This window comes from Porphyrobacter sp. CACIAM 03H1 (assembly GCF_002215495.1).
Taxonomy (GTDB): Bacteria; Pseudomonadota; Alphaproteobacteria; order Sphingomonadales; family Sphingomonadaceae; genus Erythrobacter.
The window spans coordinates 1,400,187-1,426,563 of the sequence record NZ_CP021378.1; the positions used below are offsets into that span (position 1 = coordinate 1,400,187).

Consider the following 26,377-nt stretch of genomic DNA (forward strand, 5'->3'; position numbering starts at 1 on the left):
GTCGAGAGGCAGGAGTGCGGTATCTCGACTGCGCTCGACACGAACGGAACTGAAGAATGACTCTCCCCAAACCCCTCCACGTCGCTGTCCTGATGGGCGGCTGGGCGAACGAGCGGCAGGTCTCGCTGACCAGCGGCGCGGGCGTGGCCGACGCGCTGGAATTGCGCGGGCACAGCGTTACTCGCATCGACATGGGGCGCGATGTTGCCCTGAAACTCCACGAAGCGAAGCCCGATGTCGTGTTCAATGCGCTCCACGGCGTTCCCGGCGAGGACGGGACGGTGCAGGGGATGCTCGACCTGATGGGGCTGCCCTATACCCACTCGGGCCTCGCCACCTCGGTGATTGCGATCGACAAGCAGCTGACCAAGCAGGCGCTGGTGCCGCACGGCATCCCCATGCCGGGCGGGCGGATCGTGACGCGCGAGGAACTCTACGAACGCGACCCGCTGCCGCGGCCCTATGTGCTGAAGCCGGTGAACGAGGGTTCCTCGGTGGGCGTCGCCATCGTCACCGCGGACAGCAATGTCGGCAATCCGATCAGTCCTGAGGCCAAGGGCCCATGGCAGGAGTTTGCCGAACTTCTCGCCGAACCCTTCATCAAGGGCCGCGAACTCACCGCGGCGGTGCTCGACGGCCCCGACGGCCCGCGCGCGCTGGGCGTCACCGAGCTGATCGTCGCCAACGGCTTCTACGATTACGAGAACAAGTACACCGCCGGGCGCACCGAGCACATCTTCCCGGCGAAACTCCCGCCCGAAATCACCGCGCTTTGCGAGCAATACGCGGTCAAGGCGCATCAGGTGCTCGGCTGCCACGGCACCAGCCGCACCGATTTCCGCTGGGACGAGGAAGCGGGCGAGGACGGGCTCTTCGTGCTCGAGACCAACACGCAGCCGGGCATGACGCCGCTCAGCCTCGTGCCCGAACAGGCGGCGGGCTGCGGCATCTCCTATGCGGACCTCGTCGAGATGCTCTGCGTCGAGGGCCTGCGGGTCCATGCATTGAAACAGGGAGGCAGGCATGGCGCAGCAGATCAGGCGTAGCGGCTCCACCGGCGTGCGCCGAGCCGCCAAGGCGCAGAGCCGCGCGGTCGCCGCGCGCAAGGCGGGGCGCTCGGCAAGCGGCGTCGTCGACCGGATCATGGGCGTCCTGCCCTTCACCGAGGAACAGTGGAGCCGCATCTGGCTGGCGATGATCATCGGCGGCAGCGTGGGGATCGCCTTCGTGATCGCAAGCCTTGCCGGCGTGCCCGCGCTAGCGCAGGCGCAGGTCGCCGCCATCGCTGCCGATGCCGGGTTCGAGGTGCGCCACGTGCGCGTCACGGGCACTTCGCGGATGGACGAGCAGCAGGTCTATGCCCGCGCGCTCGCCACCCGCAACCAGGCCATGCCCGATGTCGACATCGCCAAGCTGCGCGAGGATCTGCGCGCGCTGCCGTGGGTCAAGGACGCGCGGGTCTCGATCCAGCTGCCTCACACCCTTGCCATCGACATCGTCGAGCGGACCCCGCACGCGGTCCTCGAGAAGCCCGACCGGCTGGTGCTGATCGATGCGACTGGCGTGGAGCTTGAACCCGTCGCCGCCGACAAGGCCAAGGGGATGCTGCGCCTCGCCGGGCCGGGGGCGGCGAAGCAGGCGCGCGCGCTCGAGACGCTGCTCGCCGCCGCGCCCGCGCTGGCGCCCAAGGTCGAGGCCGCCGAGTGGGTCGGGAACCGCCGCTGGAACCTCACCTTCACCACCGGCCAGCTGCTCGCCCTGCCCGAGGGCGAGCTCGAGAGCGCAACCGCGCTGGTCAAGTTCGCGCGGCTCGACGGCAAGAACCGGCTGCTCGGCGGCAAGGTGCTGGCCTTCGACATGCGCACGCCCCCGCGGCTCTACATGCGCCTGCCCGAAGAGGCGGCCAAGCCCAAGGTGGTCGCCGCGAACGATAAGGGGGAGACGACCTGATGGCCTCGCGCGCTTCCACCCCCTCGCGCCGCCTTGCGCGCACCCATGCCGCGGTCAACATCGGCTCGTTCCGCATCTCGGCCATGATCATGGGCGAGACCGAGAACGGCGACTTGCAGGTACTCGGCTCCGGCCACCGCGCCAGCGCGGGGGTGAAGCGGGGCTATGTCACGGACATGGCCGCCGCCAGCCACGCGATCCGCGATGCGGTCGAGCGGGCCGAGAAGGCCTCAGGCACCCCCGTGCGCAGCGTTTGGATCGCCTGCGCCGGTGCGGGCCTTGCCAGCCATGTCGTCTCGGTCGACATCGAGATCGGCGGGCGGCGGATCGAGGACGAGGATGTCGAGGCGCTGCTGGTCGAGGCGCAAGCGATGATCCAGCCCGACGGGCGCAAGGTGCTCCACGCCCAGCCCGCGCACTACACGCTCGACGGCGCCCACGGCGTCGCCAATCCGCGCGGGCTGCATGCCGAGCGACTGGGGGTCGACATCCACGTGATGCTCGCCGACGGGGCGCCGGTCAGGAACCTCACCGAAGCGGTGCAGAACGCCCATCTCGAAGTCGAGGGCGTGGTCGCCGCGCCGCTTGCTGCAGGGCATGCCTGCCTCACCCCGGAGGAGCGCGAGCTGGGCGTCGCGCTGGTCGAGATCGGGGCCGACATCACCAATGTTGCGGTCTTCGCGGGCGGGATGCTGCTCGGTCTCCAGGCCGTGCCGATGGGATCGGGATCGATCACCGACGCGATTGCCTCGAGCTTCGGCATCCGCCGCTCGCAGGCCGAGCGCCTGAAATGCGTCGCCGGCTCGGCGATCGCCAGCCCGTCCGATCACCGCGAGCTGATCCCCGTCAGCGGGCCCGGAGAAATCGGGACCGAGGGCGGCGAGGGCGGCGTCCCCTCCGGTCCGCTGGCGCGCGGGGCCGACGACAAGAACCGCATCGTGCGCGCCGAGCTGATCGCGGTGGTGACCCAGCAATTGTCGGTGCTGACCGGCGAGATCGGCAAGGCACTGAAGACCATGGGTTTCGCCGGGAGCCGCGCGGGGCAGGTGGTGCTGACCGGCGGCGGGGCGGAGCTCGCCGGGATGGCCGATTTCATGCAGGGCGCGCTGGGCCAGCCGGTGCGGCTCGGGCGCCCGCCGCAGCTCGCTGGGATGCCCGAGGCGCACCACGCGCCGGGCTTCGCGACGCTCGCGGGCCTGTGCCTCTACGCGGCCGACGATCCGGTCGATATTCGCGCGGTAGGCGCGGGGCGCGGCGGGGTGTACAAGGCCTTCACCCGCGAGAGCGGCTTCCTGGCGCTGCTGATGCGCCTGTTCCGCGCGTTGAGGGAATATTTCTGAGCGCGCAAAGCATGCGGCGATGCTGTGGATAAGGGTTTTGCCGCTATAAAATGTGCATGGCGATTATGTCAGAGAGGAAAAACGCGGGGGAATAAGGTGAAAATTTCCATCCCCGGCGTCTGGAGGACCAGCAGATGAGCATCAATATCGGACCCGCGGCGAGCGACGATCTGCGCCCGCGCATCACCGTCATCGGGATCGGCGGGGCCGGCGGCAACGCGATCGCCAACATGATCGCCGCCGAGATCGAGGGCGTCGAGTTCATTGTCGCCAACACCGATGCCCAGGCGCTGGCGACCTCGCCGGCGGAAAAGCGCATCCAGCTCGGCCCCGACATCACCGGCGGGCTCGGCGCGGGCGCGCGTCCCGAGGTCGGCAAGGCCGCCGCGGAAGAGACCGTGGCCGAGATCGAGAAGGCGCTCGAGGGCGTCAACATGTGCTTCATCGCCGCAGGGATGGGCGGGGGCACCGGCACCGGCGCCGCGCCCGTCATCGCCGAGGCCGCGCGCCGCATGGGCGTGCTGACCGTCGGCGTCGTGACCAAGCCCTTCCTGTTCGAAGGCACCCGGCGGATGCGTGCCGCCGAGGCCGGGATCGACGAACTCCAGCAGCACGTCGACACGCTGATCGTGATCCCCAACCAGAACCTGTTCCTCGTCGCCAAGGCGGAGACCACCTTCAAGGAGGCCTTCCAGCTCGCCGACGAGGTGCTCCAGCAGGGCGTGCGCTCGATCACCGACCTGATGGTGATGCCGGGCCTCATCAACCTCGACTTCGCCGACGTGCGTTCGGTGATGAGCGAGATGGGCAAGGCGATGATGGGCACCGGCGAAGGCGAGGGCGAGAACCGCGCGCTCGACGCGGCGGAGCAGGCGATCGCCAACCCGCTGCTTGACGGCGTCAGCATGGCCGGCGCCAAGGGCGTCATCATTTCGATCATCGGCGGCGAGGACATGCGCCTGCTCGAGGTCGACGAGGCCGCCAACCACATCCGCGAACTGGTGGATGAAGACGCCAACATCATCTGGGGCAGCGCCTTCAACCCCGACCTCAAGGGCAAGATCCGAGTCTCGGTGGTCGCCACCGGCATCGAGCAGAGCGCGATCGGCCAGTCCGAACGGCCGCAGCCGGTCTCGCTCGGCGGGGCGCGGGCGCCGAAGCGTCCGGTGCTCGAACTGTCCGAGGACGAGGGCCTCGGCGAACTTCCCACCGCCAGCCCGGCCCCCGCGCCGACCTCCGATTTCGGCTTCGCGGCACCTGCAGCAGCCGCAGGGGCGGCTGCAACCGGCTATGACGACGAAACGCTCGACCTCGGCGAAGACGACGAGGACGAAGGCGATTACGGTACCGCCGCGCCCTTCGAGCTGACCGGGATGCAGGCCGGGGACGGTTACGGCGAGGAATACGAGGACGACGTCGACGACATCGTCGATCCGCTCGCGGGCCTGCGCGGCGCCGACGATGCGCCGGGCTTCGGCTACGGCGCGGGCACGCCGGCCGGGGCCTCGGCGGCCGACGACGAGGAGGACGACGCGCTCGAACTCGACGATGGCTACGCGCCCTATTCCGACGCGCCCGAGGGCCCGGTGCAGGACGATCTGCTCGCCAGCGCCGACCGGCTCGCAGCGGAGGATCGCCCGGTCGAGGCGCGGCTCGGCGGCCGGCGTCGCCCGCTCGTGGGCGGCGGCGAGGGCGGCGGCGGTGCCGGCGCTGGCAGCACGCTGTTCGAACGGATGGCTAATCTCTCGCGCAGCACCGCGCGCGACGAGGACGACGATGACGGCGACGATGATGGTCCGGCGCTCAGCATCCCGCGCTTCCTCGGTCGCCAGAACAACCAGTAGCCGCGCGCCAGACGCGCCGTGTCGCAGCGTCGCTGGCGTGCGGGGCTGCGCTTGCTAGGGCCCGCTTGATGGTGTCGCGCCTTTCTATCCTTGCCACGCTCGCGCTCGGCGGCGCGGTTCTGCCTGCGGACGGCGCGCGGGCGCAGGACGTGGTGGCGCAGCCGGTGGTGCAGGCCCTGCCTTCGCCCGAGGTACAGCGCCTCAACCGCGCGCTCATTGCCCTCGCCAAGATGCCGCGCGATCGCGACACGCTGATCGAGGCGGGGCAGGCGGCGCTGGGGGTCGACGATCTCGAGGCGGCGATCGGCTTCTTCGGCCGTGCGGCGGAGGTCGATCCGGGATATCCGGCGGTCGCGCAGGGGCTGGGCTCGGTCTATCTGCGCGCGGGCCGGGCCGGCGAGGCGCTGGTCCAGTTCGACCGCGCGCTGGCGGGCGGCGCGCCCGAGAGAGAGGTGCTGACCGACCGTGCGCTGACGCTCGACCTCGTCGGCGAGCAACCGGCCGCGCAGGCCGCCTATGCCCGGGCGCTCCAGATCGATCCGGCGAACGACGAGGCGCGCCGCCGCCTCGCGATCAGCCACGCGATCACCGGCAACCGCGCGCGCTTCGAGGAGACGCTTCGCCCCTTGCTCGACCGGCGCGACATGGCCGCCCAGCGCGCCCGCGCCTTCGGCCTTGCCATCATGGGCGAGAGCGACCGCGCGACGGCAATCGTCGAGCAGGTCATGCCGCGCGATCTCGCGACCCGGCTGGTGCCCTATCTCGGCTACATGCCGCGCCTGACGAAACCGCAGCAGGCGGCGGCGGCGAACCTCGGCATCTTCCCGCGTGCGGCGGACATCGGCCGCGACGACCCGCGCCTTGCGCGCTTCGCCGCCGATGAGCGCGCGGAGAGCCGCCTTGCGCCCTCCGGCCCGCCGCTCAATGCCCGTTCACCGAGCGTGCCAACCCCGCCGCCGGCGACGGTGGTCTATGCCCAGCCGGTCTCGGCCGCCGCCATCGGTTCGGCGCCAACGCCTGCGCCTTCGCCGACTCCTGCGGCTGTGTCCACGCCCGCACCTGCGCCTGCAGCTGAGCGGGTGGCGACCGTCACGCCCGTGTCGGTCTCGACCGCGCCCGCCGCCGCGCCCGTTCAGACCTCCACTCCGGCGCCCGCGCCCGCACCTGCGCCTTTCACGGCACCTCCATCCCCGCCGCTGCGGGTGGCCGATGCCTTTGCCGATCTCGGTGCGCCGCTGCCCGATGCCAAGGTCGGCGGCGATGCGGTCGACCTGTCGCGAATCGCGGTCCGGCGCGAGGCCCCGCCGCCGCCGCCGGTCGCCAAGCCGACCGAGAAGCCCAAGCCCAAGGAGCCGCCCAAACCGGTCCATCCCAGCCGCGTCTGGGTGCAGGTCGCGACGGGGAAGAAGATCGACGCGCTCGGTTTCGACTGGCGCCGGATCAGCCGCGAGGGCGGGGCGGCGCTGGCGAAGCTCAAGCCCCACACCGCGCGCTGGGGCGAGACCAACCGCCTCGTCGTCGGTCCGCTCGATAACCGCGACAAGGCCCAGGCCCTGGTGCGCGAACTCAAGGGCAAGGGGCTCGACAGCTTCCTGTGGCTGAGCGACGAAGGCGAGGCGGTTCAACCGCTTAAGTAGCAGGAGCGGGTATCTGTGCACAGGCTTTGCACAAGCTTGTCCGGTTCTCCCCAGCCGCCCCAACCTGAGCGATTGCCAATCGCCCCCTCAAGCGTCCATCCATCGCCGCGATGGTGAACGAACCTCTTCCCCGCCCCGCGAAAGCCAGGCCATGAGAGCAGCTGACATGGACTATTCCGCCGAGGACGATGCCGCCCCCGTCGAGATGCTCGCCAGCCTCTTCGCCGCGCGCGGGTGGCCCTGCGAGATGGTCTCGGAGGACGAGATGACCGGCGAGGTGCAGGGCAGCTGGGCCAATTACCAGCTGCGCGCGATCTGGCGGGCGGAGGACAGCGTGCTCCAGTTCCTCTGCCTGCCCGACATTCGCGTCACCGACGACAAGCGCGCCGCCGCCTACGAGCTGCTGTGCCTCGTCAACGAGCAGATGTGGCTGGGGCATTTCGACATCTGGTCGAACGGCGACGTGCTGCTCTACCGCCACGGCGCGCTGCTGGGCGATGCCGGGCGGCTCAGCCTCGACATGGCGCAGGCGCTGGTCGAGAGCGCGATCGACGAATGCGACCGCTTCTATCCCGCCTTCCAGTTCGTGCTGTGGGGCGGCAAGTCCCCCCGTGCCGCGCTCGAGGCGGCGATGGTGGATGCGGCGGGCGAGGCCTAGGGCCTTAGACCCGATCCCCGTTCGGGCTGAGCCTGTCGAAGCCCTGCACTTCTTTGTTGCGCTTCGATCGAAGAAGAAGGACTGCCCTTCGACAAGCTCAGGGCGAACGGATGTTGCGTATGAACCACCTCCTCATCATCGGCTGCGGCAACATGGGCGGGGCGATGCTTGCCGGGTGGCTAGCGGCGGGCGAGGCGCCTGCGCGTTTCTCGGTGCTCGATCCGGCCTTGCCGGAGGCGCCGGAGGGGGTGGCGCTCTATCGCGAGGCGGCCGAAGTGCCGGGATCGCATGACGCCGTGCTGCTCGGGTTCAAGCCGCAGCAACTCGCTGCGCTCGGGCCGGGGCTTCAGGAGGTGACGCCAGGCCGCACGGTCTGCTCGCTGCTCGCCGGGATCACGCTCGCCCAGCTTGCCGCCGCTTTCCCGCATGGCAACGCGCATGTCCGGGTGATGCCCAACCTCGCCGCGCGGATCAACAAGTCGCCCGTCATCCTCGCCGAGGCTGGCCTTGGCGCCGCAGGGCGCGATGCCGTCTTCGCCCTGTTCGATACCTTGGGCAGCGCCGTTTGGCTCGAGGACGAGGCGCAGTTCGATCTTGTCACCGCGCTCGCCGGATCGGGGCCGGGTTTCGTCTATCGCTTCATCGACGCGCTCGCGGGGGCGGCCATCGATCTCGGCTGCGACGAGGCGACCGCCGCCAAGCTCGCGCTCGCCACGGTCGAAGGCGCGGCGGCGCTGGCAGCGGCCTCCGACGCCTCCCCCGCCACCCTTGCCGACCGCGTCGCCAGCCCGGGAGGCATGACCCGCGAGGGGCTGAACGTGCTCGACGCCGATAACGCGCTGCGCCGCCTGCTGGCCGACACGCTGCGCGCCACCCGCGACAAGGGTGCGGCGCTCTCGCAAGGCAGTTAAGATTAACCTCTGTTAATCTGAACGAATTGCGCCCTTTGCAATCCGGTTTCGCTTGAAATGCGCAGGCGAAACCCCGATATTCGCCTGCATGGAGAGCGCGGGCTTTTCCCGCGCTCCGCAAACCAAGGATCAAGGGTTTCGCAATGGCTGACTGGAATGACACCTCGCGCAATGCGCAGCGGCTTGGCTCCGTGCCCCGCGCCGGAGGCGATGTCGCCGGCCGCGTGAGCTATGACGAGGGCCTGCGCTCGCACATGCTCTCGATCTACAACTACATGACCTCGGGCATCCTGCTGACCGGGATCGTCGCGCTGCTGGCCTTCACCAGCGGCACTGCGGCTGCGATCTTCACCGGCGGCATCCTGCGCTGGATCGTCGCGCTCTCGCCGCTCGCCGTGGTGTTCGCCATGAGCTTCGGCGCGAACCGCTTCAGCACCGGCACGCTGCAGGCGCTGTTCTGGGGCTTCAGCATCCTGATGGGCCTGTCGCTCTCGTCGGTGTTCCTGATCTACACCGGCGGCTCGATCGCCACGACCTTCTTCGCCACCGCGGCGGCCTTCGCCGGCCTGTCGTTGTGGGGCTACACCACCAAGAAGAACCTGTCGGGCTTCGGCAGCTTCCTGATCATGGGCGTGATCGGCCTGATCGTCGCCTCGCTGCTCAACCTGTGGCTGCAGTCGCCGGCGTTCCACTACGCGATCAGCTTCATCGGCGTGCTGATCTTCGCGGGCCTCACCGCCTATGACACGCAGCGCCTGAAGAACGAGTACCAGTACCTGCGCGGCACCGAATTCGCGGGCAAGGCCGTGATCCTCGGCGCGCTGAGCCTCTACCTGGACTTCATCAACATGTTCCAGTTCCTGCTCAGCTTCCTCGGCAACCGCGAGTAATCCGGTCGCCGTCCGGGCCTCGGCCTGGCGCACAGGTGTTGAAATGTCGGATGCCCGGGGCCTTCATGAGGTCTCGGGCATTTGCATTGCTGTCCGGCGCGGCTATCGCGGGCGCTTCAGGCTGGAGCAAGCCGGGGGCGCGCATTGTCGCCCCGGAGCGGCTGGCACAACCCGCAGCAGGAGAGAGATACCCCCGATGAGCGCGGCCTCGCATACCCCGACCCGTCCCGATGCCCGTGGCACCACCACGCGCACCCCCTTCGGCCTCGCGATCACCACGCTGGCAGCCGGCGGCGCGCTACTGGCCGCCTGCGCCACCCCGGCACCGCCGCCGCCGCCGCCCCCGCCGCCCCCGCCGCCGCCGGTGGTCGAGGCCGTGCCCTATCGCCCGCTGCCGCCCGGAGGGGCGCATTACGTGATGGACCTCCCCGCCAAGGGCCCCGACGGGCGGCGCATCACGGTCAATTCGAACCTCACGAACGACCAGCTGGTCTGGAACCTGCGCTCTGCCTGGAACGTCGCTGCGCTCAACTGCCTCGCCCCCGAATACGAGCCGATCCTGCAAGGCTACCGCGCGTTCCTGACGAAGAACGTCCGATCGCTGAAGGCGGTCAACGACCGGCTCGAGAAGACCTATGCCAGCCGTCACCGCACCCGCCGCGATGCGATCGTGGCGCGCGACGGCTACACCACGCAGGTCTACAATTTCTTCGCCGAGCCGGCCGCGCGCGCCGGGTTCTGCCGCGCCGCGCTCGACATGGCGAACCGCGCGCTGGCCGCCCCGCCGACCGATCCCCTCGCCTTTGCGCAGGGCAATTTCGACGGTCTGCTGCTGCCCTTCGAGCAGTTCTTCGATGAATACGAGGGCTACCAGCGCGCCTCTGCGGAATGGGACGCGAAGTGGGGCGCGCAGTACGGCCCCTCCCAGCCCGGCTGGGTTGCGGTGCAGCAGCACCGCGCCGGGGCCGTGGCCGCCGGGCAAGGGCCTGCGGCGCAAACCGTGATCGATCCGGTCACGGGCCTCCCCGTGCCGGTCATCCCGGTCAACGAGGGCGTCACCTCGCAGCCGGTGGTCCAGCCGATCGCGCCTGCCACCGCCAACCCGCCGCGCAAGCCCTAATGCGGGCACCCGCGCGGCGCAAAATCGCCGTTGCACGCGGCGATTCTTCCCGCTAATGCGCGCGCTCGCCCGCTCCCCCACGGGGTGTGCGGCGGGCGCGAAAACTGGAACGGGGCCGTAGCTCAGCTGGGAGAGCGCGTCGTTCGCAATGACGAGGTCAGGGGTTCGATCCCCCTCGGCTCCACCAGTTTTCTAGCTTCGCCAGAAAACTGGATTGTTTGTTTTCGCCCTCAAGCGCCGGGCGGCGGACATCCGTCCGCCTTGGCTTTCTCGCAAAGGCTCGGGCGCGCGTTCGCGCTTGCGGCCTTACGGGCCGACACAGTGCCTTCGTCGAACACTGTTCTTTACATCACTTGCCGTCAGCCGAACCTGACGTTATCCACGCTCCCGCGCCAAGGTAACGGGAATGCGGTGCAAATCCGCAGCTGTCCCTGCAACTGTAAGCGGTGAGTGTGGGGTGCGCTCCCTTTTCGAAGGGCAGCCACTGGGGGTCTTCGGGCCATCCGGGAAGGCGAGCATCCCATGCGGCGATCCGTGAGCCAGGAGACCGACCGGGGCGTGTCGCTCTTTGCTTGGTTCAGGGGTTGGCCAGGCGCGGAAACAGACTTTCGTTGTGAGCGACATCGCCGGGCTGTGGGGGCTTCCCCGCAGCCACCATGTTGCTTGTGACGGGAGGAATCCGTGAAGAATTCTGCATTGCTGGGAAGCGTCGCTGCGGCGGCGCTGGTTTGGGCTGCGCCTGCTTTGGCGCAGGACGAGGACGCGGTGTGCGTCGATGGCTGCCGGGACGGGAACCCGGCACTCGAGGAGCCCATCCTCGTGACGGCCAGCCGCGGTGAGGGGGTGAGCGTCAGGGCCTACAACGGCGCCTACACGATCATCACCGCCGAAGCGCTCGAACAGCGCCAGACCCGCGACATCGCCGACGTGCTGCGCGATGTTCCCGGCGTGGCGGTCGCGGGCGTGGCAGGGCAGACCCAGATCCGCCTGCGCGGCAGCGAGGCCAACCATGTCCTCGTGCTGGTCGACGGGATCGAGGTCTCCGATCCCTTCGCGGGGGAGTTCGATATCGGCACGCTTCAGGCCGATATCGGCGCGCGGCTCGAGGTGCTGCGCGGGCCGCAGTCCGCGCTCTACGGCCCCGACGCGATCGGCGGCGTCGTCGCCTATGAAAGCGCCGGCGGGCGCGACGTGCCGGGCCTCGCCGCAAGGGTCGAGGGCGGGACGCAGGGCACGGTGAACGGCGCGGTCCGATATGGCGCGGCGGGCGATGCTTGGGAGGCGGCGCTCTCCGCCGTGGTCGTCAGCACCGACGGCCAACCCAACGCGCGCGGCGGCACCCGCGATATCGGGCGCGACAGCTACACCCTTGCGGGCAAGGGCAGTGTGGACGTGGCGGACGGCCTGCAGCTGCGCGCCGCCGCCCGCTTCATCCGCACCGAGGGTCTGTTCAACGATCAGGACTTCAACCCGGCAAGCCCGACCTTCGGCCTCGTGATCGACTCACCCCGGACGCGCTTCACCAACGAGGCGGTCTACGCCCTCGTCGGTGCGCGGGCCGAGGCGCTGGACGGGCGCTGGACCCATGATCTCTCGGCCCAGATCGCTGACATCACCCGCGACACCTTCGGGCCGTTCGGGCGCTCCAATTCCTCCGAAGGCGACCGCGTCAAGGCGTCCTATGTCAGCGCGCTGAGGCTGGCGGATCGGCACAACCTCACCTTCGCCGCCGATTACGAGGTCGAGGGCTTCCGCAACGCCACGCCCGGCGGCTTCGTCTTCGACGAACGGCGCGAGATCGAGCAGGTCGGGCTGGTCGGCGAATATCGCTACAGCGGAGCGGCCTTCGATCTCTCCGCCGCGCTGCGCCACGACATCAACGACCTGTTCCAGGACGCCACCACCTTCCGCGTCGGCGCGGGCTGGCGCCTGACGGAAACCACCCGGCTGCGCGCGGCGGCGGGGAGCGGGGTCAAGAACCCCGGCTTCTTCGAGCTCTACGGCTTCGTCGACGGACGCTTCATCGGCAATGCCGCATTGCGTCCCGAGAAGTCGACGGGGTGGGAAGTGGGCCTCGACCAGCAGATCGGCGACAGTGCCAGCGTGGCGGTCACATATTTCGACAGCGAGCTGGAGGGCGAGATCTTCACCACCTTCCCGCCGCCGGCCTTCATCGCGACCCCCGCCAACCGCCTCACGGAAAGCCGGCAGCGGGGGGTGGAAGTGTCGCTCAGCGCGCGGCTGAGCCCTCAGTGGAGCCTCGATGCCGCCTACAGCTACCTCGATGCTCAGGAGAACGGACGGGAGGAGGTGCGCCGGCCGGACCACATTGCCAGCGCGGCGCTCACCTGGACCGCGCCGGGCGATGCCGCCTCGGCGACGCTGGTGGTGCGCCACAACGGCGCGGCGCTCGACGATGCCTTCACCGATCCGAGCTTCCGCCCGGTGCGGGTGCAGCTGGACGACTACACCCTCGTGAACCTCAACGCCCGGGTGAAGCTGACCGACCGCATCAGCGGCTTCGCGCGGGTCGATAACCTGCTGGGCGAGGAATACGAGCAGGTCTTCAGCTTCGTCTCGCCCGGCCGCTCGGCAGCCGTGGGCGTCGAGGCGCGGTTCTGACGGGAGGCGCGGACATGACCGGACTTCACAAGTCGCTCACGCCGCTGGCGCTCCCCGCAATCCTTGCCGCGACGACACTGAGCGGCACGGTGGTGCTCGCCTGCATGATGCCCTTCGCGGCCATCGCCACCATCGCCGCGCTCGCCATGCCGGGGCGGCGCGGGCTGGCGAGCGTGGCGGGGTGCTGGCTCGGCAACCAGGTGCTCGGCTTCGGACTCATGGGCTTCCCGTGGGACGGGCCGACCTTTGCCGCGGGTCTCTCGCTGCTCGCCTCGAGCCTCGTCGCCTACGCGGCAGCAAGGGCTGTCAGGGGAGGGCCGATCCTCGCCTTCCTCGCCGCCTTCGCGGCGTTCGAGCTGAGCCTTTTCGCCTATGCGCTGCCGTTCGGCGACCCGGCGCTGTTCGCGCCGGAGATCGCCGGGCTGATCGCACTGAATGACGCGCTGTGGTTCGCGGGGCTGTGGCTCGGCTGGCAGGTGCTCGCACGCATCCCCGGGCTGGAGGCCTCGCAGGCGCGATGAACCCGCCGATCAGGATCGTCTCGCTGCTTCCCAGCGCCACCGAGATCGCGGTGGCGCTGGGATTGCAGGAAAACCTCGTCGGCCGATCGCACGAATGCGACTTTCCCCCGGCGGTGAAGGCGCTGCCCGTCTGCACCTCGACCAAGCTGGAGAAGGGCCTGACCTCGCAAGCCATCGAGGACCGGGTCAAAGCGATCGTCGAGAAGGGCCTGTCGGTCTATGATGTCGATGCTGCCCTGCTGAAATCGCTGAAGCCCGACGTCATCCTCACGCAGGCCCAGTGCGCCGTCTGCGCGGTGACACCCGCCGATCTGGAAGAGGCGCTGGCGAGTTGGGTGGGGACGCCGCCCGTGCTGGTGTCGCTCGCACCCGACGATCTGGCGGACGTGTTCGGCGATCTCCAGCGCGTGGCCGAGGCGGCAGGCGTGCCCGAGCGCGCCGCCGAGGCGGCGGCGCGGATGCGGGAGGGGTTCGGCGCGCTCCCCGCTGCCCCGGCCGTTCGCCCGACCATGCTCGCGGTCGAGTGGATCCAGCCGCTGATGGTCGCCGGCAACTGGGTGCCCGAACTCGTCACCGCCGCCGGGGCCGAGCCGCTGCTCGCCGCGCCCGGGGTCCATTCGCACTGGATCGATACGCAAGCGGTCGTCGCTGCCGATCCCGACATTATCGTGCTCATGCCCTGCGGCTACCAGCTCGCCCAGACCCTGCCCGAAGCCCGCGCGCTTCTCGCCGGGGAGCCTTGGCGAAGCCTCAGGGCGGTGCGCGAGGGGCGGGTCTATGCGGTCGACGGCCACCACCTGTTCAACCGCCCCGGACCGCGGCTGGTGGAGAGCGCCGAGGTGCTCGCCTGCCTGATCCACACGCCGGACGCGGTGCCGGACCACCTCGCGCCTTTCATCGCGCGGCTCTGAACAACTTCCGCTCGTGTCGAGTGTAGTCGAGACACCTTGGCGATGGCCTCCCGACGTCGCGCGAGGCGAACGGAGTGTGAGCCGGGCGCCATTCCCCTCGCATTCGCAGCAGAATTTGCGTAGGGGGCCGCCATGCATTTCCTCGACCAGGCCAAGATTTACGTGAAGTCCGGCGGAGGCGGCCCCGGGGCCGTCTCCTTCCGGCGCGAGAAATATGTCGAATATGGCGGCCCCGACGGCGGTGACGGCGGGCGCGGCGGCGACATCGTGTTCGAGGCGGTCGCCGGGCTCAACACGCTGATCGACTTCCGCTATTCGCAGCACTTCAAGGCCCCGCGCGGCGGGCACGGCATGGGCAAGGACCGCACCGGCGCTTCTGCCAAGCCGCTCGTAATCAAGGTGCCGGTGGGCACGCAGGTCCTCTCGGAGGACAAGGAGGAGGTGCTCGCCGACTTCACCGAGGTCGGCCAGCGCGTCGTGTTCCTCGAAGGCGGAATGGGCGGGCGCGGCAACGCCTCCTACAAGACCTCGACCAACCGCGCCCCGCGCCAGCACCAGCCGGGGATGCCGGGCGAGGAAATGTGGGTGTGGCTGCGGCTCAAGCTGCTTGCCGACGTCGGCCTCGTCGGCCTGCCCAATGCCGGCAAATCCACCTTCATCAACGCGGTCAGCAACGCACAGGCCAAGGTGGGCGACTACGCCTTCACCACGCTGGTCCCCAAGCTGGGCGTCGTGCGCCACAAGGGGCGCGAATTCGTGCTCGCCGACATTCCGGGGCTGATCGAGGGCGCGGCCGAAGGCGTCGGGATTGGCGACCGCTTCCTCGGCCATATCGAGCGCTGCCGGGTGCTGATCCACCTGATCGACATCACCGGCACCGAGGATGCCGACCCGGTCGAGGCGATGCGCATCGTCGAGGAGGAGCTGGCGGCCTATGGCGACAAGGAGCACACGCGCCTCGATGAAAAGCCCCGGCTGGTGGTGCTCAACAAGCTCGACCTCGCCGATGCCGAACTGGTCGAGGGTTTCCGCCAGGAACTGCTGGCCGCCGGCGCGGAGCAGGTCTTCGCGGTGTCGGGCGCGACCGGCGCGGGCATTCCCGACCTGCTCGACGCGGTGCTCGGCTACCTGCCGGATCGCACCGCGACCGAGACGAAGGCCGTCGAGGTCGAGGATGACGGCGACACCCCCGAATGGTCGCCGCTCTGATCTGACGCGATGCTGACGCAGCACCCATGAAGAATTTGGCCGACATCACCACCGCGCGGCGGATCGTCGTCAAGATCGGTTCTGCGCTGCTGGTCGGCGGCGGAAGCCCGCGGGCGGAGTGGCTGGCGCAGATGGCGGCGGACCTTGCGGCGCTGCGCCGCAATGGCGCGCAGGTGATCGTGGTGAGCTCGGGCGCGATCGCGCTGGGCGCGGCGCGGCTGGGGCTGGCAAAGGGCGGGCGCGGGAGCCTCGCGGACGCGCAGGCCGCCGCTGCCGTGGGCCAGATCGCGCTCGCCGACCTGTGGAGCCGTGCGCTCGGGGGCCAGGGGATCACGGCGGCGCAGATGCTGTTGACCCTCGGCGATCTCGAAGACCGGCGGCGCTATCTCAATGCCGCCGCGACGCTCGACCGGCTGCTCGAGGCGGGGGTGATACCCGTCATCAACGAGAACGATTCGGTCGCCACCGAGGAAATCCGCTTCGGCGACAATGATCGCCTCGCCGCCCGCGTGGCGCAGGCGGCCAATGCCGATCTGGTGCTGCTGCTGTCGGACGTGGACGGCCTCTACGACCGCGACCCGCGCGAGGATGGTGCAACGCTGGTGCCCGTGGTCGAAGCCGTGACGCCGGAGGTGATGGCGATGGCGAGCGGGGCATCGTCCTCGGGCCTCGGCTCGGGGGGGATGGTCTCGAAGCTCCAGGCCGCGCAGATCGCGATCCGCGCCGGCATCGCGCTCGGCATCCTCAACGGGACGCACGAGGCCCCGATCGCCCATGCTCTCGCAGCGGGAACCGGGACGCTGTTCCTGCCGGTAAGCGCCGCCTCGGCCCGCAAGGCGTGGCTCGGCGGGCGGTTGGCGCCTGCGGGCGAATTGCGCGTCGACACGGGCTGCGCCGCGGCCTTGAAGGGTGGGGCGAGCCTGCTGGCTGCGGGTGTCGTGGGCGTATCCGGCACCTTCCGCCGCGGCGATCTGGTGAGCGTCCTGAGCCTCAAGGGCGAACGTCTCGCGCAGGGCCTTGCCGAATACGACGCCGCCGAGGTGCAGCTGATCGCCGGCAAGCGCGCCGAGGATCAGGCCGAGCGCCTCGGCTATGCGCCGCGCTCCTGCGTCATCCACCGCGACCACATGGTGCTGCTGTGAGCCTTCTGGCGATCACCGGCGCGACCGGTTTCGTCGGCTCTGCGGTGCTGGCCGAGGCGCTGGCGCAGGGGCACCAGGTGCGCGCGCTGGCCCGCCGCGAACAGCCGCCGCGCGCGGGCGTCGAATGGGTGCGCGGCGATCTCGGCGACGAGGACGCGCTCGCCGCGCTGGTGCAGGGTGCGGAGGCGGTGATCCATGTCGCGGGCCTCACCAACACGCACGATCCTGCCGAATTCGCCGTCGCCAACGTCACCGGCACTGCCAACGTGATTGCCGCCATGAAAGGGGCGGGTGTGAAGCGGCTGGTGTTCGTCTCCTCGCTCTCCGCGCGCCAGCCGGAGCTGTCGCTCTACGGCGCATCCAAGGCGAAGGCCGAGGCGCTGGTCGAGGCGAGCGGGCTCGACTGGACGACGGTGCGCCCGCCCGCCGTCTACGGCCCGCGCGATATCGACATGCTCGACCTGTTCCGTGCCGCCAAGTGGGGCGTGGTGCCGCTGCCGCCGGGCGGGGCGACCTCGATCATCCATGCCGACGATCTCGCCGCGCTGCTCGTGGCACTCGCCGCCGGCAACGCCGCGCCGACCCGCAGGAAGGTTTATGAACCCGACGACGGGCGCGAGGGCGGGTGGAGCCACAAGGAACTCGCCGCGGCGATCGGGCGGGCGATGGGCCGGGGCAGGGTCGCCGCCCCCCACCTGCCGCGCGGCGTGCTCGAAGCCGCCGCCCGCGCCGACCGGCGCCTGCGCGGCGACAGGGCGAAGCTCACCGCCGACCGCGTAGGCTACATGTGCCACCCCAACTGGGTCGCCCGCTTCGACCGCAAGCCCCCGCCGGGCCTGTGGCAGCCGCGCATTCCGGGCGAGGAGGGGCTGAAGGCCACCGCCGACTGGTACCGGCGCGAGGGGTGGGTCTGAGGCGCTATACCCTCGTCATTGCGAGGAGCGTAGCGACGCGGCAATCCATGGCCCGGCCGTTGCGACAGCGGCATCTTCAATCCATGGATTGCTTCGCTGCGCTCGCAATGACGAAGACTTACAGGAACGGCTCCTCGCCCGGCTTGTGGATGCCGCATTCGGTCTTGTCCCAGCCCTTCCAACGCCCCGAGCGCGGGTCTTCGCCAGGCAGCACCTGCGAGGTGCAGGGCGAGCAGCCGATCGAGGGATAGCCCTGCGCGATCAGCGGGTGGCGGGGGAGGTCGTGCTGGATGAAGTAGCCCTCGATCTGCCCTGCGTCCCAGTCGATCAGCGGGTTGATCTTGAGCCGCCCCTGCGCGTCGGAGGTATCGATCTCGAAGCGCGGCAGGTTGGCGCGCGTCGCGGCCTGGAAGGCCTTCCTGCCGGTGAAGCTCGCATCATAGCCTGCCAGCGCCTTCTCGAGCGGCCTGACCTTGCGGATCTCGCAGCAGCCGTCGGGATCGTAGGACCACCTGAGGCCGGTTTCGTCCTTCGCGGCGAGGTCCGCCGGATCGGGGGTCAGCACCACGAGGTTGAGGCCGAGGCGCTTCACCAGAAGATCGCGGTAGGCGAGCGTCTCGGCAAAGTGCTTGCCGGTGTCGAGGAACAGCACCGGCACCGTGGGGTCGACGCTGGCGACCAGATGCAGCAGCACCGCACTCTCCGCCCCGAAGCTCGAGACCACGGCAAGGTCGCCCGCCAGCCGATCGCGGATCACCGCCTCGAGCATCTCCGGCGTCGAGCTGCCGCGAAACATGCGGTTGAGCCGCAAGGCGTCATGCTCGGTGAAGCGCGGCGCGAGGTCGAGGCTGTCGCGGGTGCGCGGCTTGCCGGTGAGGCCGAGTTCAGGCTTCATGGCGCTTGTCCGCGATGGTGCGACGGGCATCGGCGGCGCGCTGGTAGACGTTCTCCCACGTCGCGAAGGCGCGCGCGGCATCTTCCTCGTCGAGGCGCTTGTCCGGGGCGAAGCTGTCGAAGCCGCAGCGCCGCATGTGCGAGAGCTGGTCGATCAGCACCTGCCCGACCGCGCGCAGCTCGCCCGTGTAGCCTGCCTCGCGCAGGATGCGGGCCGAGGAATAGCCGCGCCCGTCGCCGAAGGCGGGGAAGTTGACCTCGACCAGCGCCAGCCGGTCGAGGAAGGGCAGCAGCACCCGCGCATCGTCGCCCGGCTCGATCCGGACGGCGGTGGCGTTGGTCTGATCGCAGCAGGAATCGACGGTGACGGCGGCGTGATCGACCGGCTCGTCGTCGCGGAAGCGGAACTGCACCTCGTCCGGGCTGGTGCCGAGATTGGTGCTCATGCCGCTTCCTCCCGCAGACGGGCTACCGCCTTCAATTCGATGGAAAAGCCCGAAAGCCAGGTGACGCCCACCCCGGTAAGGGTTGGATAGGGAGGCTCGCCCCACCACTTCTCGCGCGCGGCGATGAAATGCGGCAGCATCACCTCGGGATCGACCACGTAAACGGTGAGGTCGACGATGTCGGCGAAGGTGCAACCGGCGGCAGCGAGGACCCCGTCAAGGTTCTCGAAAGCCAGCTCGGCTTGCCGGGCAAGGTCCGGTTCGGGCGATCCGTCTTCCCGGCTGCCGACCTGACCTGAGGCGAACAGGAACCCGCCGGAGCGGACCGCCGGCGAATAGCGGAATTGCTCGTAGAGATCCTGCCGACCGGCCGGAAACACGGCGTCACGCGTGGCCATAAAGCGCCTCCTTGAACGGCTCCATGCCGATGCGGCGGTAGGTATCGAGGAAACGCTCTCCGCCGCTGCGCCGGGCGAGGTAGACGTCGGTGACCTTCTCGACCGCGGCGATCACGCCGTCCTCGTCGAAGCCGGGGCCGGTGATCTTGGCGAGGCTGACGTCCTCGGCCTCGGAACCGCCGAGCGAGAGCTGGTAGTTCTCGACCCCCTTCTTGTCGACGCCGAGGATGCCGATGTGGCCAGCGTGGTGGTGCCCGCAGGCGTTGATGCAGCCGGATATCTTGAGCTTCAATTCGCCCACCACCTCGGTCCGGCCCGTCTCGGCGAACCGCTCGGAAATGCGCTGCGCGAGCGGGATCGAGCGGGCATTGGCGAGCGAGCAATAGTCGAGGCCCGGGCAGGCGATGATGTCCTCGATCGTGTCCATGTTGGCCGCGCCGAGGCCGGCCGCGTCGAGCGCCTGCCACACCGTCGGAAGGTCCGCGATCCGCACATGCGGCAGCAGCAGGTTCTGCGTGTGCATCACCCTGAGTTCGTCGAACGAGTATTCGCGGGCGAGGCGAGCCACGACGCGCATCTGTTCGGAGGTCGCATCGCCGGGGATGCCGCCTGCGGGCTTGAGGCTGATCACCGCCGAGACGTAGCCCGGTGCCTTGTGGGCGTGGGTGTTGCGGCGGACCCATTGCCCGAACGCGCTGCCCTGACCGCCGTTGGCTTCGAGCATCGTCGAGAGGCTATGTGTCTCGACCTCGCCCGACACGAACGGGGGAGGGGCGAAGTGTGCGGCGATCCGCGCCAACTCCTCGTGCGGCGGCTCGACGCCGACCGAGAGCAGGTGCGCGAATTCCTCCTCGACCTGGCGGACATACTCCGCAGCGCCGAGTTCGTGGACGAGGATCTTGATCCGCGCCTTGTACTTGTTGTCGCGCCGGCCGTAGCGGTTGTAGACCCGCAGGCAGGCCTCGGCATAGGTGATGAACTGGTCGATCGGCACGAAGTCGCGGATCAGCGGGGCGACCATCGGGGTGCGGCCCATGCCGCCGCCGGCGTAGAACTCGGCACCGATCTCCCCGTCACGCTTCACGATGCGCACGCCGATGTCGTGGAGCCGCATCGCCGCGCGATCCTTCTCGCTCGCGATCACCGCGATCTTGAACTTGCGGGGGAGGTAGGTGAACTCCGGGTGGAAGCTCGACCACTGGCGCATCAGCTCGGCATAGGGGCGGGGGTCCACCACCTCGTCGGCGGCAGCGCCCGCGAAGTGATCGCTACTGATGTTGCGGATGCAGTTGCCGCTGGTCTGGATGGCGTGCATCTCGACCGTTGCGAGGTCCGCGAGAGCGTCGGCGCAATCCTCCAGCTTGATCCAGTTGTACTGGATGTTCTGCCGCGTGGTGAAATGCCCGTAGCCGCGATCATACTTGTCGGCGATGTCGGCGAGCATCTCCATCTGCCGTGCATCGAGCGTGCCATAGGGGATCGCGACGCGCAGCATATAGGCGTGGAGCTGGAGATAGAGCCCGTTCATCAGCCGCAGCGGCTTGAACTGGTCCTCGGTCAGCTTGCCTTCGAGGCGGCGGCGGGCCTGATCGCGGAATTCGGCGACGCGGGCATCGACTATCGCCTGATCGTAGGAATCGTAACGGTACATCAGCGGGTTCCAGTCAGAACGGGGAGGCGCTCGGTGCCGAGGATGGTGCCGAGCTCGCGCAGGGTCTTGCCCTCGACCGGCACCACCTCGTGCGCGGCGCGGATCGCCTCGAAGGCGGTGCGGGTGGCGGGATCGTCGTAACCAGCCGGGGTGGGGTAGCCGACTTCGACCAGTAGGTCCCACTCGCCGTCCGGGGCGGGGTTGGCGATCAGGCGGTAGGAGGTGAACAGGCCCTGCTCGACCGCCTTGGCGTCCATCGCGAACCAGTTGAGATGGATAAAGGCGGTGAGGTTGGCGCGCTCGCCCGGCAGCGCCTTGAGGCGGGTCCACTCGACCACCATCGTGGTGCGTGCCTGTGCAGGTGCGGGCGCGGTTTCGGCGACGGCGGGCGCGGCGGCGAAGGCGAAGGCCGAGGCGATGGCGGCGGGGGTGATGCCGGAGCCGCGCATCAGATCACCCAGTCCCAGCCGGTCTTCTGTGCGGTCGGCACGGCGAGGTCGCGCCGGACGGTCGGGCCGAGCGCGCGCACCCGGTCCTTGATATGGGCCGGGCGGACGTGCCCGGCGGCGTCGATGGTGGCCTCGATGGCATAGGGCACGTTGACCCGGCGCGCGGCTTCCTCGCGGGCGAGGATTTCCTCGGCATCCTCGCCCACATCGACCGCATCGTCGACGAACAGCGACCAGCCGGTGCCGTTCCACCATGTCACCGCGCCGGTGCGCAGATCGTTGCCGGTGAGGATCTTCATTCAGCACTCTCCTGTGCGAGCGCGGCCACGGCAGCGTCCTCGCGTGCGGTGACCTCGCCGATGACGATGAGGGCGGGGCTCTTCACCGCCTCGCGCTCGACCAGATCGGGCAGCCCCGCGAGCAGCCCGCGCAGCACGCGCATTTCCGGGCGGGCGGCGTTCTCGATCACGGCGACGGGCATTTCGGGGGCGAGGCCGTCGGCCATCAGCTTCTCGGCGATTTGCGGCGCGGTCGAGACGCCCATGTAGATCACCAGCGTGCGGCCCTTGCCGGCGAGGCCCGACCAGTCCTGATCGGCGAGGCCCTTGCACTGGCCTGCGACGAAGCTGACGGTGCTCGAGGCTTCGCGGTGGGTGAGGGCGATCTGCGCCGCGGCCGCCGCGCCGTTGGCGGCGGAAATGCCGGGGACGACCTCGACCGGCACGCCCGCGGCGCGGGCAGCCTCGGCCTCCTCGCCGCCGCGCCCGAAGATGAAGGGATCGCCGCCCTTGAGGCGCACCACATCGTTGCCGGCAAGCGCCTCGCGCACCAGCAGGGCGTTGATCTCCTCCTGCGGCATGGTGTGGCGGGCGCGCTGTTTCGCCACGGAAACCAGGCGCGCGTCGGGGCGGGCGAGGCTCAGGATGTCGGGGCCGATCAGCCCGTCATGGACGATCACCCGCGCGCCCTCGATCAGGCGGGCGGCGCGCAGGGTGAGGAGGTCCACCGGACCCGGCCCCGCGCCGACGAGAAATATGGTGCCGGTTGTTCGCATGGTGCCGCAGATGGGCCACCGCGCGCGGGGGTGCCAGCGAGAATGGGTTGGCGGGCGCGTAGCTGAACTATTGCGGGGACGGGGCGGGGTGTTCTCCCAGCGCCGCGATCATCCGGTCGAGCGCCTCGCTCTGCCTGAGATTGAGATCGCGCTGCGGGAAGGGAATTTCGATCCCGTTGTCGCGGAACAGGCCCCACAGGTTCTTCAGAACCTCGCTGCGGACATTGCCGACGCCTTCCTCGGGATCGTCGATCCAGCAGTGGATCGTGAAATCGACCGAGCTGTCGCCGAACCCCGTCCACCACACCGTCGGCGGCGGGGTTTCGAGCACGCGCCGCGCCTTGGCCGCCGCCTCGAGCATCAGCTTTTCCGCGAGCGCCATGTCGGTGTCGTAGGCGACCCCGACCTTGATCTGGATGCGCACGTTCCTGGAGGAATAGGACCAGTTCTCGACCTGGTTGATCATCAGGTTCTCGTTGGGGATCAGGTATTCGCGCTCGTCCCGGGTCGTCACGGAGACCGCGCGGATGCCGATGCGGCGGATCTGGCCGAAGGTCTGCTGCCCGGACTGGTCGGCCACCGCGATCACGTCGCCCGGCTTGATCGACTTGTCCATCAACAGGATGATGCCGGAAATCAGGTTGCCGAAGGTCTTCTGCAACCCGAACCCGATGGCGAGGCCGAAGGCGCCCGAGAATATCGTCAGCGCGGTGAGGTCGATGCCGAGCAGGTCCACACCGACAAGGAAGGTCGTCACCCAGATGACGATGGTGGCGATCTTCTCGGCAAGCACGGCCTGCGTTCCGTCGAGCCCCTTGATCCGGCGCAGGGCCGCGCGGGTGAGGCGGGTGGCGAGCATCGCCAGGGCGAGCACCAGCAGCACCGCGCCGGCCACGAAGATCACGTCGAAGGCCGAGACGCGCCAGTCGCCGACTTCGAGCGCGAAGGCATCGAGCCGGTTGACGATGCCGCCGACGGTCTGGCTGCGTTCGGCGATGTCCTCGCGCAGCACGTCGGCGCCGCCCACCGCCTCGCTGCCGCCGCCGCGGGAGGGCGAGGGCGAGGGCGAGGGCGCGGGAACGATCACCCGGCCTGCTCCAGCGCCTGCGCCAGATCAGCGATCAGGTCATCCGGGTCCTCGAGCCCGATCGCCAGCCGCAGCGCCGGCGCGCCGCCGGTGCCGGGCATGAGGCTGCGGTAGTCCTCGGGCCGGATCGGCAGGGCGAGGCTCTCGAACCCGCCCCAGGAATAGCCGATGCCGAACAGCTCCAGCGCGTCCGCCACCCGCGCCGAAGCTGCCGGGTCGTCACTCGCCAGCACGAAGGCGAAGAGGCCGCAGCCGCCGGTGAAATCGCGCCGCCACAGGGCGTGGCCGGGATCGGAGGGGAGCAGCGGGCACGCCACGCGGGCGACCTCGGGCCGGCCCTCCAGCCACTCGGCCACCTTCAGCGCCGTGCGGGTCTGCGCCTCGAGCCTGACGCCCATCGTCCTCAGACCTCGGGCCGCCAGCGCGGCATCGTCGGGCGAGACCACCTGCCCCAGCTCCTGCGAGACGCGCCGCAGCGCCGCATACCAGCGCTTGCCCGCGCTCGCGCTGCCCATCATCAGGTCCGAATGGCCGCCGACGTGCTTGGAGAGGCTCATCATCACGATGTCGCAGCCATGATCCAGGGCGGCAAAGCCGAGCGGGCCCGCCCAGGTGTTGTCGATCATGGTCACCGCGCCTTGCGCCCGGGCGACGGCGGCGAGCGCGGGGACGTCGCACATCTCGAAGGTGAGGCTGCCCGGGGCCTCCAGCCACACCGCGCGCACCGGCCGGTCGAACAGCGCCTCGTAGGCGGCAAGGTCGCGCGGGTCGAAGAAGTCGGTCGTCACCCCCAGCCGCGCCAGCAGGCCCGTCGCCATGCTGCGGGTGGGATCATAGGCGTTGTCGGCCATCAGCAGCCGGTCGCCCGGCTTCAGCACGGCCAGCATGCACCCCGCGATCGCCGCCACGCCGCTCGGCCAGAGCACCGTGCCGTGCGCGCCGCGTTCGAGCTGGGTCAGCGCCTCGGCGAGCGCCCACTGGGTCGGCGCGCCGCGCCTGCCGTAGAAGAATTGCCCGTCGGCATTGTTGCCGCCCGCCGCGTGGCGATCGGCGTCGCAGTCGTAGAGATGGGTCGAGCCGCGCCACACCGGCGGGTTGACCACCGGCCCTGTCCACTCCTTGCGCCGCCCGCCGCGCACGAGGCGGGTCGCGGGCTTCAGGTGCTTCTCGTCTCCACCGCCGCTCATGCCTCGGGCCCCTGCGCCTTGGGGGTGTCGGGATCGGCGCCCCATTCGCTCCAGCTGCCATCGTAGAGCGCCGTCCTGTCGACGCCCGCCAGGTGCAGCGCGAAGAGCAGGACGCTTGCCGTCACCCCGCTGCCGCAGGTGGTGACGATCGGCTTGTCGAGATCGACGCCTGCCGCCGCGAAGGCGGCACGGATTTCCGCCGGCGTCCTGTAGGTGCCGTCGGCGTTCAGAACCTCGGTGAAGGGCACGTTGAGCGCCCCGGGGATGCGCCCCATCGGCAGGCCGTGGACCGGATCGGTGCCGGTGCCATAGACCCGGTCGGCGGAGCGCGCGTCGACCACCTGTTCCGCCCCGCTGGCGAGATTGGCGAGCATGTCGGCCTTGCTGCGCACCCGGCGCGGGGGCGGCAGGTTGGCGGGGGCGAGCGCCTCACCGTGCTCCGCCCCGCGCGCCATCGGGTGGCCGGCGGCCCGCCAAGCGGCAAGGCCGCCGTCGAGGATCGCGACATGGCGCCAGCCCATCGCGGTGAGCAGGAACCACGCCCGCGCGGCGGTGCGGATCGCGCTGTCGTCGTAGAGCACGATGGCGTCCTCCCCGCGCACGCCCAGCAGCGCGAGGCGCGCCGCAAGCTGGTCGGGGGTCGGCAAGGCATAGGGGACGGGCGAGCCCGCATCGAACAGGCTGGCAAGGCCGAGGAAGCGCGCCCCCGGGATATGCGCGGCGGCGAACTCGGCGGAGGCATCGCGCCCGGCGGCGGGCAGGTGGTGCGAGGCATCGAGCACCGCGAGGCCCGGCGCCTCGCAGTTCGCGGCGAGCCACTCGACCGAGACGAGGGCGGAAGGAAGCGTGGTCATGCCCGCGACCCTAGCGTCCCCCGGTCGCCGGTGCAAAGGGCGAGGGGGCTCAGGCAGCGGCGGAGGCAGGCGGAAGCGCGATGGCCTGTGCGACCAGCCCGGCGAGCGCCCCCGGCGGCACGTCGAGCGGGATCGGGTGGACGCGGCCGCTGGCCGAGGGCGTGCCGACCACGAAGCTGCGGGCGAGCGGGCGCTGGCCCTCGCCCTCCAGCGTGACATGGACGAGCGGCACGAACAGCGGGGTCGTGCCCTGCCGCAGCGGAGCGATGGCCGATAGCGGGAGCTGCACCGTGCCGGTGATGCTGCGCGCCTGATGCGGGCCGATACGCGCGATGCTCTGGAGCGCCTGCGCGCTGCCCGCCGAGGGGGCATTGCCCGCCCCGCTCGCCCGCGCGCAGGCGAGCTGGAGCGCGAGCGCAAGGTCGTTCACCGCGCGCTCGGAGCGGTTGGCGATCGCGAGCCGGTATTCGAGCGTGAACATCATCAGGCTGCGGGTCGCGGCGGTGATCTCCAGCGTGAGGTCGAGGCGCGGAAGGTCGGCGGCAGGGGGCGCGGCGGCGCTTTCCCGCTCGGCTGCGGCAGCGGGCGCGGCGAGGCGCAGCGGGCGCGCCTTGCGCCGCCGCCATGCGAGCGCGCCGCCGCCCAGCAGCGCCAGCGCGCCGAGCCCGCCTGCGGCAAAGGGCCACCA

At 70.0% G+C, this 26,377-nt stretch carries 25 protein-coding genes, 1 tRNA gene, 1 pseudogene and 1 riboswitch; of the genes and pseudogenes, 16 read left to right on the top strand and 11 right to left on the bottom strand.

Features of this window, described 5'->3' with window-relative positions; translation table 11 throughout:
* Positions 1 to 56: 56 nt before the first annotated feature.
* The 16 genes from CBR61_RS06570 (at position 57) to CBR61_RS06645 (ending at position 17,669) form a co-directional block, all read left to right on the top strand.
* Complete coding sequence (locus CBR61_RS06570) at positions 57 to 1,046, top strand: D-alanine--D-alanine ligase (RefSeq protein WP_088913643.1); 990 nt, start codon at positions 57 to 59, stop codon at positions 1,044 to 1,046.
* The gene (locus CBR61_RS06575) at positions 1,024 to 1,950 is read left to right on the top strand and encodes a cell division protein FtsQ/DivIB (RefSeq protein WP_088913644.1); all 927 of its coding nucleotides are present in this window, start codon (positions 1,024 to 1,026) and stop codon (positions 1,948 to 1,950) included. Before CBR61_RS06570 ends, CBR61_RS06575 begins: the two co-directional genes overlap by 23 nt.
* Complete coding sequence (gene ftsA, locus CBR61_RS06580) at positions 1,950 to 3,290, top strand: cell division protein FtsA (RefSeq protein ID WP_088913645.1); 1,341 nt, start codon at positions 1,950 to 1,952, stop codon at positions 3,288 to 3,290. The genes CBR61_RS06575 and ftsA overlap by 1 nt, the downstream gene beginning before the upstream one ends.
* Before the next feature lie 134 nt (positions 3,291 to 3,424).
* Entirely contained in the window at positions 3,425 to 5,134 is a 1,710-nt protein-coding gene (gene ftsZ / locus CBR61_RS06585; protein ID WP_088913646.1) for a cell division protein FtsZ, read from the top strand.
* 68 nt (positions 5,135 to 5,202) lie between these two features.
* Positions 5,203 to 6,771, top strand: coding sequence for a tetratricopeptide repeat protein (locus CBR61_RS06590; RefSeq protein WP_199797457.1), 1,569 nt, complete (start codon positions 5,203 to 5,205; stop codon positions 6,769 to 6,771).
* A gap of 151 nt (positions 6,772 to 6,922) precedes the next feature.
* Positions 6,923 to 7,429, top strand: coding sequence for a YbjN domain-containing protein (locus CBR61_RS06595; RefSeq protein WP_233996898.1), 507 nt, complete (start codon positions 6,923 to 6,925; stop codon positions 7,427 to 7,429).
* Between the two features lie 110 nt (positions 7,430 to 7,539).
* Positions 7,540 to 8,340 (top strand): pyrroline-5-carboxylate reductase family protein, encoded by an 801-nt coding sequence (locus tag CBR61_RS06600; RefSeq protein WP_172835929.1) that lies wholly within the window; start codon positions 7,540 to 7,542, stop codon positions 8,338 to 8,340.
* Positions 8,341 to 8,483: 143 nt separating this feature from the next.
* On the top strand, positions 8,484 to 9,230 hold the full coding sequence (locus CBR61_RS06605; RefSeq protein ID WP_088913649.1) for a Bax inhibitor-1/YccA family protein: 747 nt from the start codon (positions 8,484 to 8,486) through the stop codon (positions 9,228 to 9,230).
* A gap of 196 nt (positions 9,231 to 9,426) precedes the next feature.
* On the top strand, positions 9,427 to 10,350 hold the full coding sequence (locus CBR61_RS06610) for a hypothetical protein (protein ID WP_088913650.1): 924 nt from the start codon (positions 9,427 to 9,429) through the stop codon (positions 10,348 to 10,350).
* Between the two features lie 111 nt (positions 10,351 to 10,461).
* Positions 10,462 to 10,537, top strand: a tRNA-Ala gene (locus CBR61_RS06615).
* Positions 10,538 to 10,703: 166 nt separating this feature from the next.
* Positions 10,704 to 10,921: riboswitch (cobalamin riboswitch) on the top strand.
* A 110-nt stretch (positions 10,922 to 11,031) separates the two neighbouring features.
* The gene (locus CBR61_RS06620) at positions 11,032 to 12,972 is read left to right on the top strand and encodes a TonB-dependent receptor plug domain-containing protein (protein ID WP_088913651.1); all 1,941 of its coding nucleotides are present in this window, start codon (positions 11,032 to 11,034) and stop codon (positions 12,970 to 12,972) included.
* A 14-nt stretch (positions 12,973 to 12,986) separates the two neighbouring features.
* Positions 12,987 to 13,493, top strand: coding sequence for a hypothetical protein (locus tag CBR61_RS06625; protein ID WP_088913652.1), 507 nt, complete (start codon positions 12,987 to 12,989; stop codon positions 13,491 to 13,493).
* The gene (locus CBR61_RS06630) at positions 13,490 to 14,404 is read left to right on the top strand and encodes an ABC transporter substrate-binding protein (protein WP_088913653.1); all 915 of its coding nucleotides are present in this window, start codon (positions 13,490 to 13,492) and stop codon (positions 14,402 to 14,404) included. Before CBR61_RS06625 ends, CBR61_RS06630 begins: the two co-directional genes overlap by 4 nt.
* Before the next feature lie 132 nt (positions 14,405 to 14,536).
* Positions 14,537 to 15,613, top strand: coding sequence for a GTPase ObgE (gene obgE / locus CBR61_RS06635; RefSeq protein WP_088913654.1), 1,077 nt, complete (start codon positions 14,537 to 14,539; stop codon positions 15,611 to 15,613).
* Positions 15,614 to 15,639: 26 nt separating this feature from the next.
* Entirely contained in the window at positions 15,640 to 16,755 is a 1,116-nt protein-coding gene (gene proB, locus CBR61_RS06640; RefSeq protein ID WP_088913655.1) for a glutamate 5-kinase, read from the top strand.
* A complete protein-coding gene (locus CBR61_RS06645; RefSeq protein WP_088913656.1) occupies positions 16,752 to 17,669 on the top strand; it encodes an NAD-dependent epimerase/dehydratase family protein in 918 nt (305 codons plus the stop codon). Before proB ends, CBR61_RS06645 begins: the two co-directional genes overlap by 4 nt.
* A gap of 118 nt (positions 17,670 to 17,787) precedes the next feature.
* Here CBR61_RS06645 and CBR61_RS06650 read toward each other — a convergent pair whose 3' ends face one another.
* The 11 genes and pseudogenes from CBR61_RS06650 to CBR61_RS06700 all read right to left on the bottom strand — a co-directional run.
* The gene (locus CBR61_RS06650; protein WP_088913657.1) at positions 17,788 to 18,564 is read right to left on the bottom strand and encodes a phosphoadenylyl-sulfate reductase; all 777 of its coding nucleotides are present in this window, start codon (positions 18,562 to 18,564) and stop codon (positions 17,788 to 17,790) included.
* Positions 18,554 to 19,009 carry a DUF934 domain-containing protein gene (locus CBR61_RS06655; RefSeq protein ID WP_088913658.1) on the bottom strand — a complete coding sequence of 152 codons (456 nt, stop codon included), beginning with the start codon at positions 19,007 to 19,009 and terminating at the stop codon, positions 18,554 to 18,556. Before CBR61_RS06655 ends, CBR61_RS06650 begins: the two co-directional genes overlap by 11 nt.
* A complete protein-coding gene (locus CBR61_RS06660) occupies positions 19,006 to 19,407 on the bottom strand; it encodes a RidA family protein (RefSeq protein WP_088913659.1) in 402 nt (133 codons plus the stop codon). Before CBR61_RS06660 ends, CBR61_RS06655 begins: the two co-directional genes overlap by 4 nt.
* Entirely contained in the window at positions 19,394 to 21,058 is a 1,665-nt protein-coding gene (locus CBR61_RS06665) for a nitrite/sulfite reductase (RefSeq protein WP_088913660.1), read from the bottom strand. Before CBR61_RS06665 ends, CBR61_RS06660 begins: the two co-directional genes overlap by 14 nt.
* Positions 21,058 to 21,507, bottom strand: coding sequence for a hypothetical protein (locus tag CBR61_RS06670; RefSeq protein WP_088913661.1), 450 nt, complete (start codon positions 21,505 to 21,507; stop codon positions 21,058 to 21,060). The genes CBR61_RS06665 and CBR61_RS06670 overlap by 1 nt, the downstream gene beginning before the upstream one ends.
* Positions 21,507 to 21,806: a DUF2849 domain-containing protein gene (locus CBR61_RS06675; RefSeq protein WP_088913662.1), complete on the bottom strand. Its 300-nt coding sequence runs from the start codon at positions 21,804 to 21,806 to the stop codon at positions 21,507 to 21,509. The genes CBR61_RS06670 and CBR61_RS06675 overlap by 1 nt, the downstream gene beginning before the upstream one ends.
* Positions 21,803 to 22,561, bottom strand: a complete 759-nt coding sequence (gene cobA, locus CBR61_RS06680; RefSeq protein WP_088913663.1) for a uroporphyrinogen-III C-methyltransferase — start codon at positions 22,559 to 22,561, stop codon at positions 21,803 to 21,805. Before cobA ends, CBR61_RS06675 begins: the two co-directional genes overlap by 4 nt.
* Positions 22,562 to 22,628: 67 nt before the next feature.
* A complete protein-coding gene (locus tag CBR61_RS06685) occupies positions 22,629 to 23,648 on the bottom strand; it encodes a mechanosensitive ion channel family protein (RefSeq protein WP_088913664.1) in 1,020 nt (339 codons plus the stop codon).
* Entirely contained in the window at positions 23,645 to 24,835 is a 1,191-nt protein-coding gene (gene metC, locus CBR61_RS06690) for a cystathionine beta-lyase (protein ID WP_088913665.1), read from the bottom strand. Before metC ends, CBR61_RS06685 begins: the two co-directional genes overlap by 4 nt.
* The gene (locus tag CBR61_RS06695; protein ID WP_088913666.1) at positions 24,832 to 25,689 is read right to left on the bottom strand and encodes a sulfurtransferase; all 858 of its coding nucleotides are present in this window, start codon (positions 25,687 to 25,689) and stop codon (positions 24,832 to 24,834) included. The genes metC and CBR61_RS06695 overlap by 4 nt, the downstream gene beginning before the upstream one ends.
* A gap of 49 nt (positions 25,690 to 25,738) precedes the next feature.
* Positions 25,739 to 26,377 (bottom strand): annotated as a pseudogene (locus CBR61_RS06700) (hypothetical protein); the annotation flags it as partial.

Excerpts from the sequence above, each read along its gene's own strand:
- CBR61_RS06570 (WP_088913643.1), top strand. The coding sequence starts at position 57 with ATGACTCTCCCCAAACCCCTCCACGTCGCTGTCCTGATGGGCGGCTGG.
- CBR61_RS06575 (WP_088913644.1), top strand. The coding sequence starts at position 1,024 with ATGGCGCAGCAGATCAGGCGTAGCGGCTCCACCGGCGTGCGCCGAGCC.
- ftsA (WP_088913645.1), top strand. The coding sequence starts at position 1,950 with ATGGCCTCGCGCGCTTCCACCCCCTCGCGCCGCCTTGCGCGCACCCAT.
- ftsZ (WP_088913646.1), top strand. The coding sequence starts at position 3,425 with ATGAGCATCAATATCGGACCCGCGGCGAGCGACGATCTGCGCCCGCGC.
- CBR61_RS06590 (WP_199797457.1), top strand. The coding sequence starts at position 5,203 with ATGGTGTCGCGCCTTTCTATCCTTGCCACGCTCGCGCTCGGCGGCGCG.
- CBR61_RS06595 (WP_233996898.1), top strand. The coding sequence starts at position 6,923 with ATGAGAGCAGCTGACATGGACTATTCCGCCGAGGACGATGCCGCCCCC.
- CBR61_RS06600 (WP_172835929.1), top strand. The coding sequence starts at position 7,540 with ATGTTGCGTATGAACCACCTCCTCATCATCGGCTGCGGCAACATGGGC.
- CBR61_RS06605 (WP_088913649.1), top strand. The coding sequence starts at position 8,484 with ATGGCTGACTGGAATGACACCTCGCGCAATGCGCAGCGGCTTGGCTCC.
- CBR61_RS06610 (WP_088913650.1), top strand. The coding sequence starts at position 9,427 with ATGAGCGCGGCCTCGCATACCCCGACCCGTCCCGATGCCCGTGGCACC.
- CBR61_RS06625 (WP_088913652.1), top strand. The coding sequence starts at position 12,987 with ATGACCGGACTTCACAAGTCGCTCACGCCGCTGGCGCTCCCCGCAATC.
- CBR61_RS06630 (WP_088913653.1), top strand. The coding sequence starts at position 13,490 with ATGAACCCGCCGATCAGGATCGTCTCGCTGCTTCCCAGCGCCACCGAG.
- obgE (WP_088913654.1), top strand. The coding sequence starts at position 14,537 with ATGCATTTCCTCGACCAGGCCAAGATTTACGTGAAGTCCGGCGGAGGC.
- proB (WP_088913655.1), top strand. The coding sequence starts at position 15,640 with ATGAAGAATTTGGCCGACATCACCACCGCGCGGCGGATCGTCGTCAAG.
- CBR61_RS06650 (WP_088913657.1), bottom strand. The coding sequence starts at position 18,564 with ATGAAGCCTGAACTCGGCCTCACCGGCAAGCCGCGCACCCGCGACAGC.
- CBR61_RS06655 (WP_088913658.1), bottom strand. The coding sequence starts at position 19,009 with ATGAGCACCAATCTCGGCACCAGCCCGGACGAGGTGCAGTTCCGCTTC.
- CBR61_RS06660 (WP_088913659.1), bottom strand. The coding sequence starts at position 19,407 with ATGGCCACGCGTGACGCCGTGTTTCCGGCCGGTCGGCAGGATCTCTAC.
- CBR61_RS06665 (WP_088913660.1), bottom strand. The coding sequence starts at position 21,058 with ATGTACCGTTACGATTCCTACGATCAGGCGATAGTCGATGCCCGCGTC.
- CBR61_RS06670 (WP_088913661.1), bottom strand. The coding sequence starts at position 21,507 with ATGCGCGGCTCCGGCATCACCCCCGCCGCCATCGCCTCGGCCTTCGCC.
- CBR61_RS06675 (WP_088913662.1), bottom strand. The coding sequence starts at position 21,806 with ATGAAGATCCTCACCGGCAACGATCTGCGCACCGGCGCGGTGACATGG.
- cobA (WP_088913663.1), bottom strand. The coding sequence starts at position 22,561 with ATGCGAACAACCGGCACCATATTTCTCGTCGGCGCGGGGCCGGGTCCG.
- metC (WP_088913665.1), bottom strand. The coding sequence starts at position 24,835 with ATGAGCGGCGGTGGAGACGAGAAGCACCTGAAGCCCGCGACCCGCCTC.
- CBR61_RS06695 (WP_088913666.1), bottom strand. The coding sequence starts at position 25,689 with ATGACCACGCTTCCTTCCGCCCTCGTCTCGGTCGAGTGGCTCGCCGCG.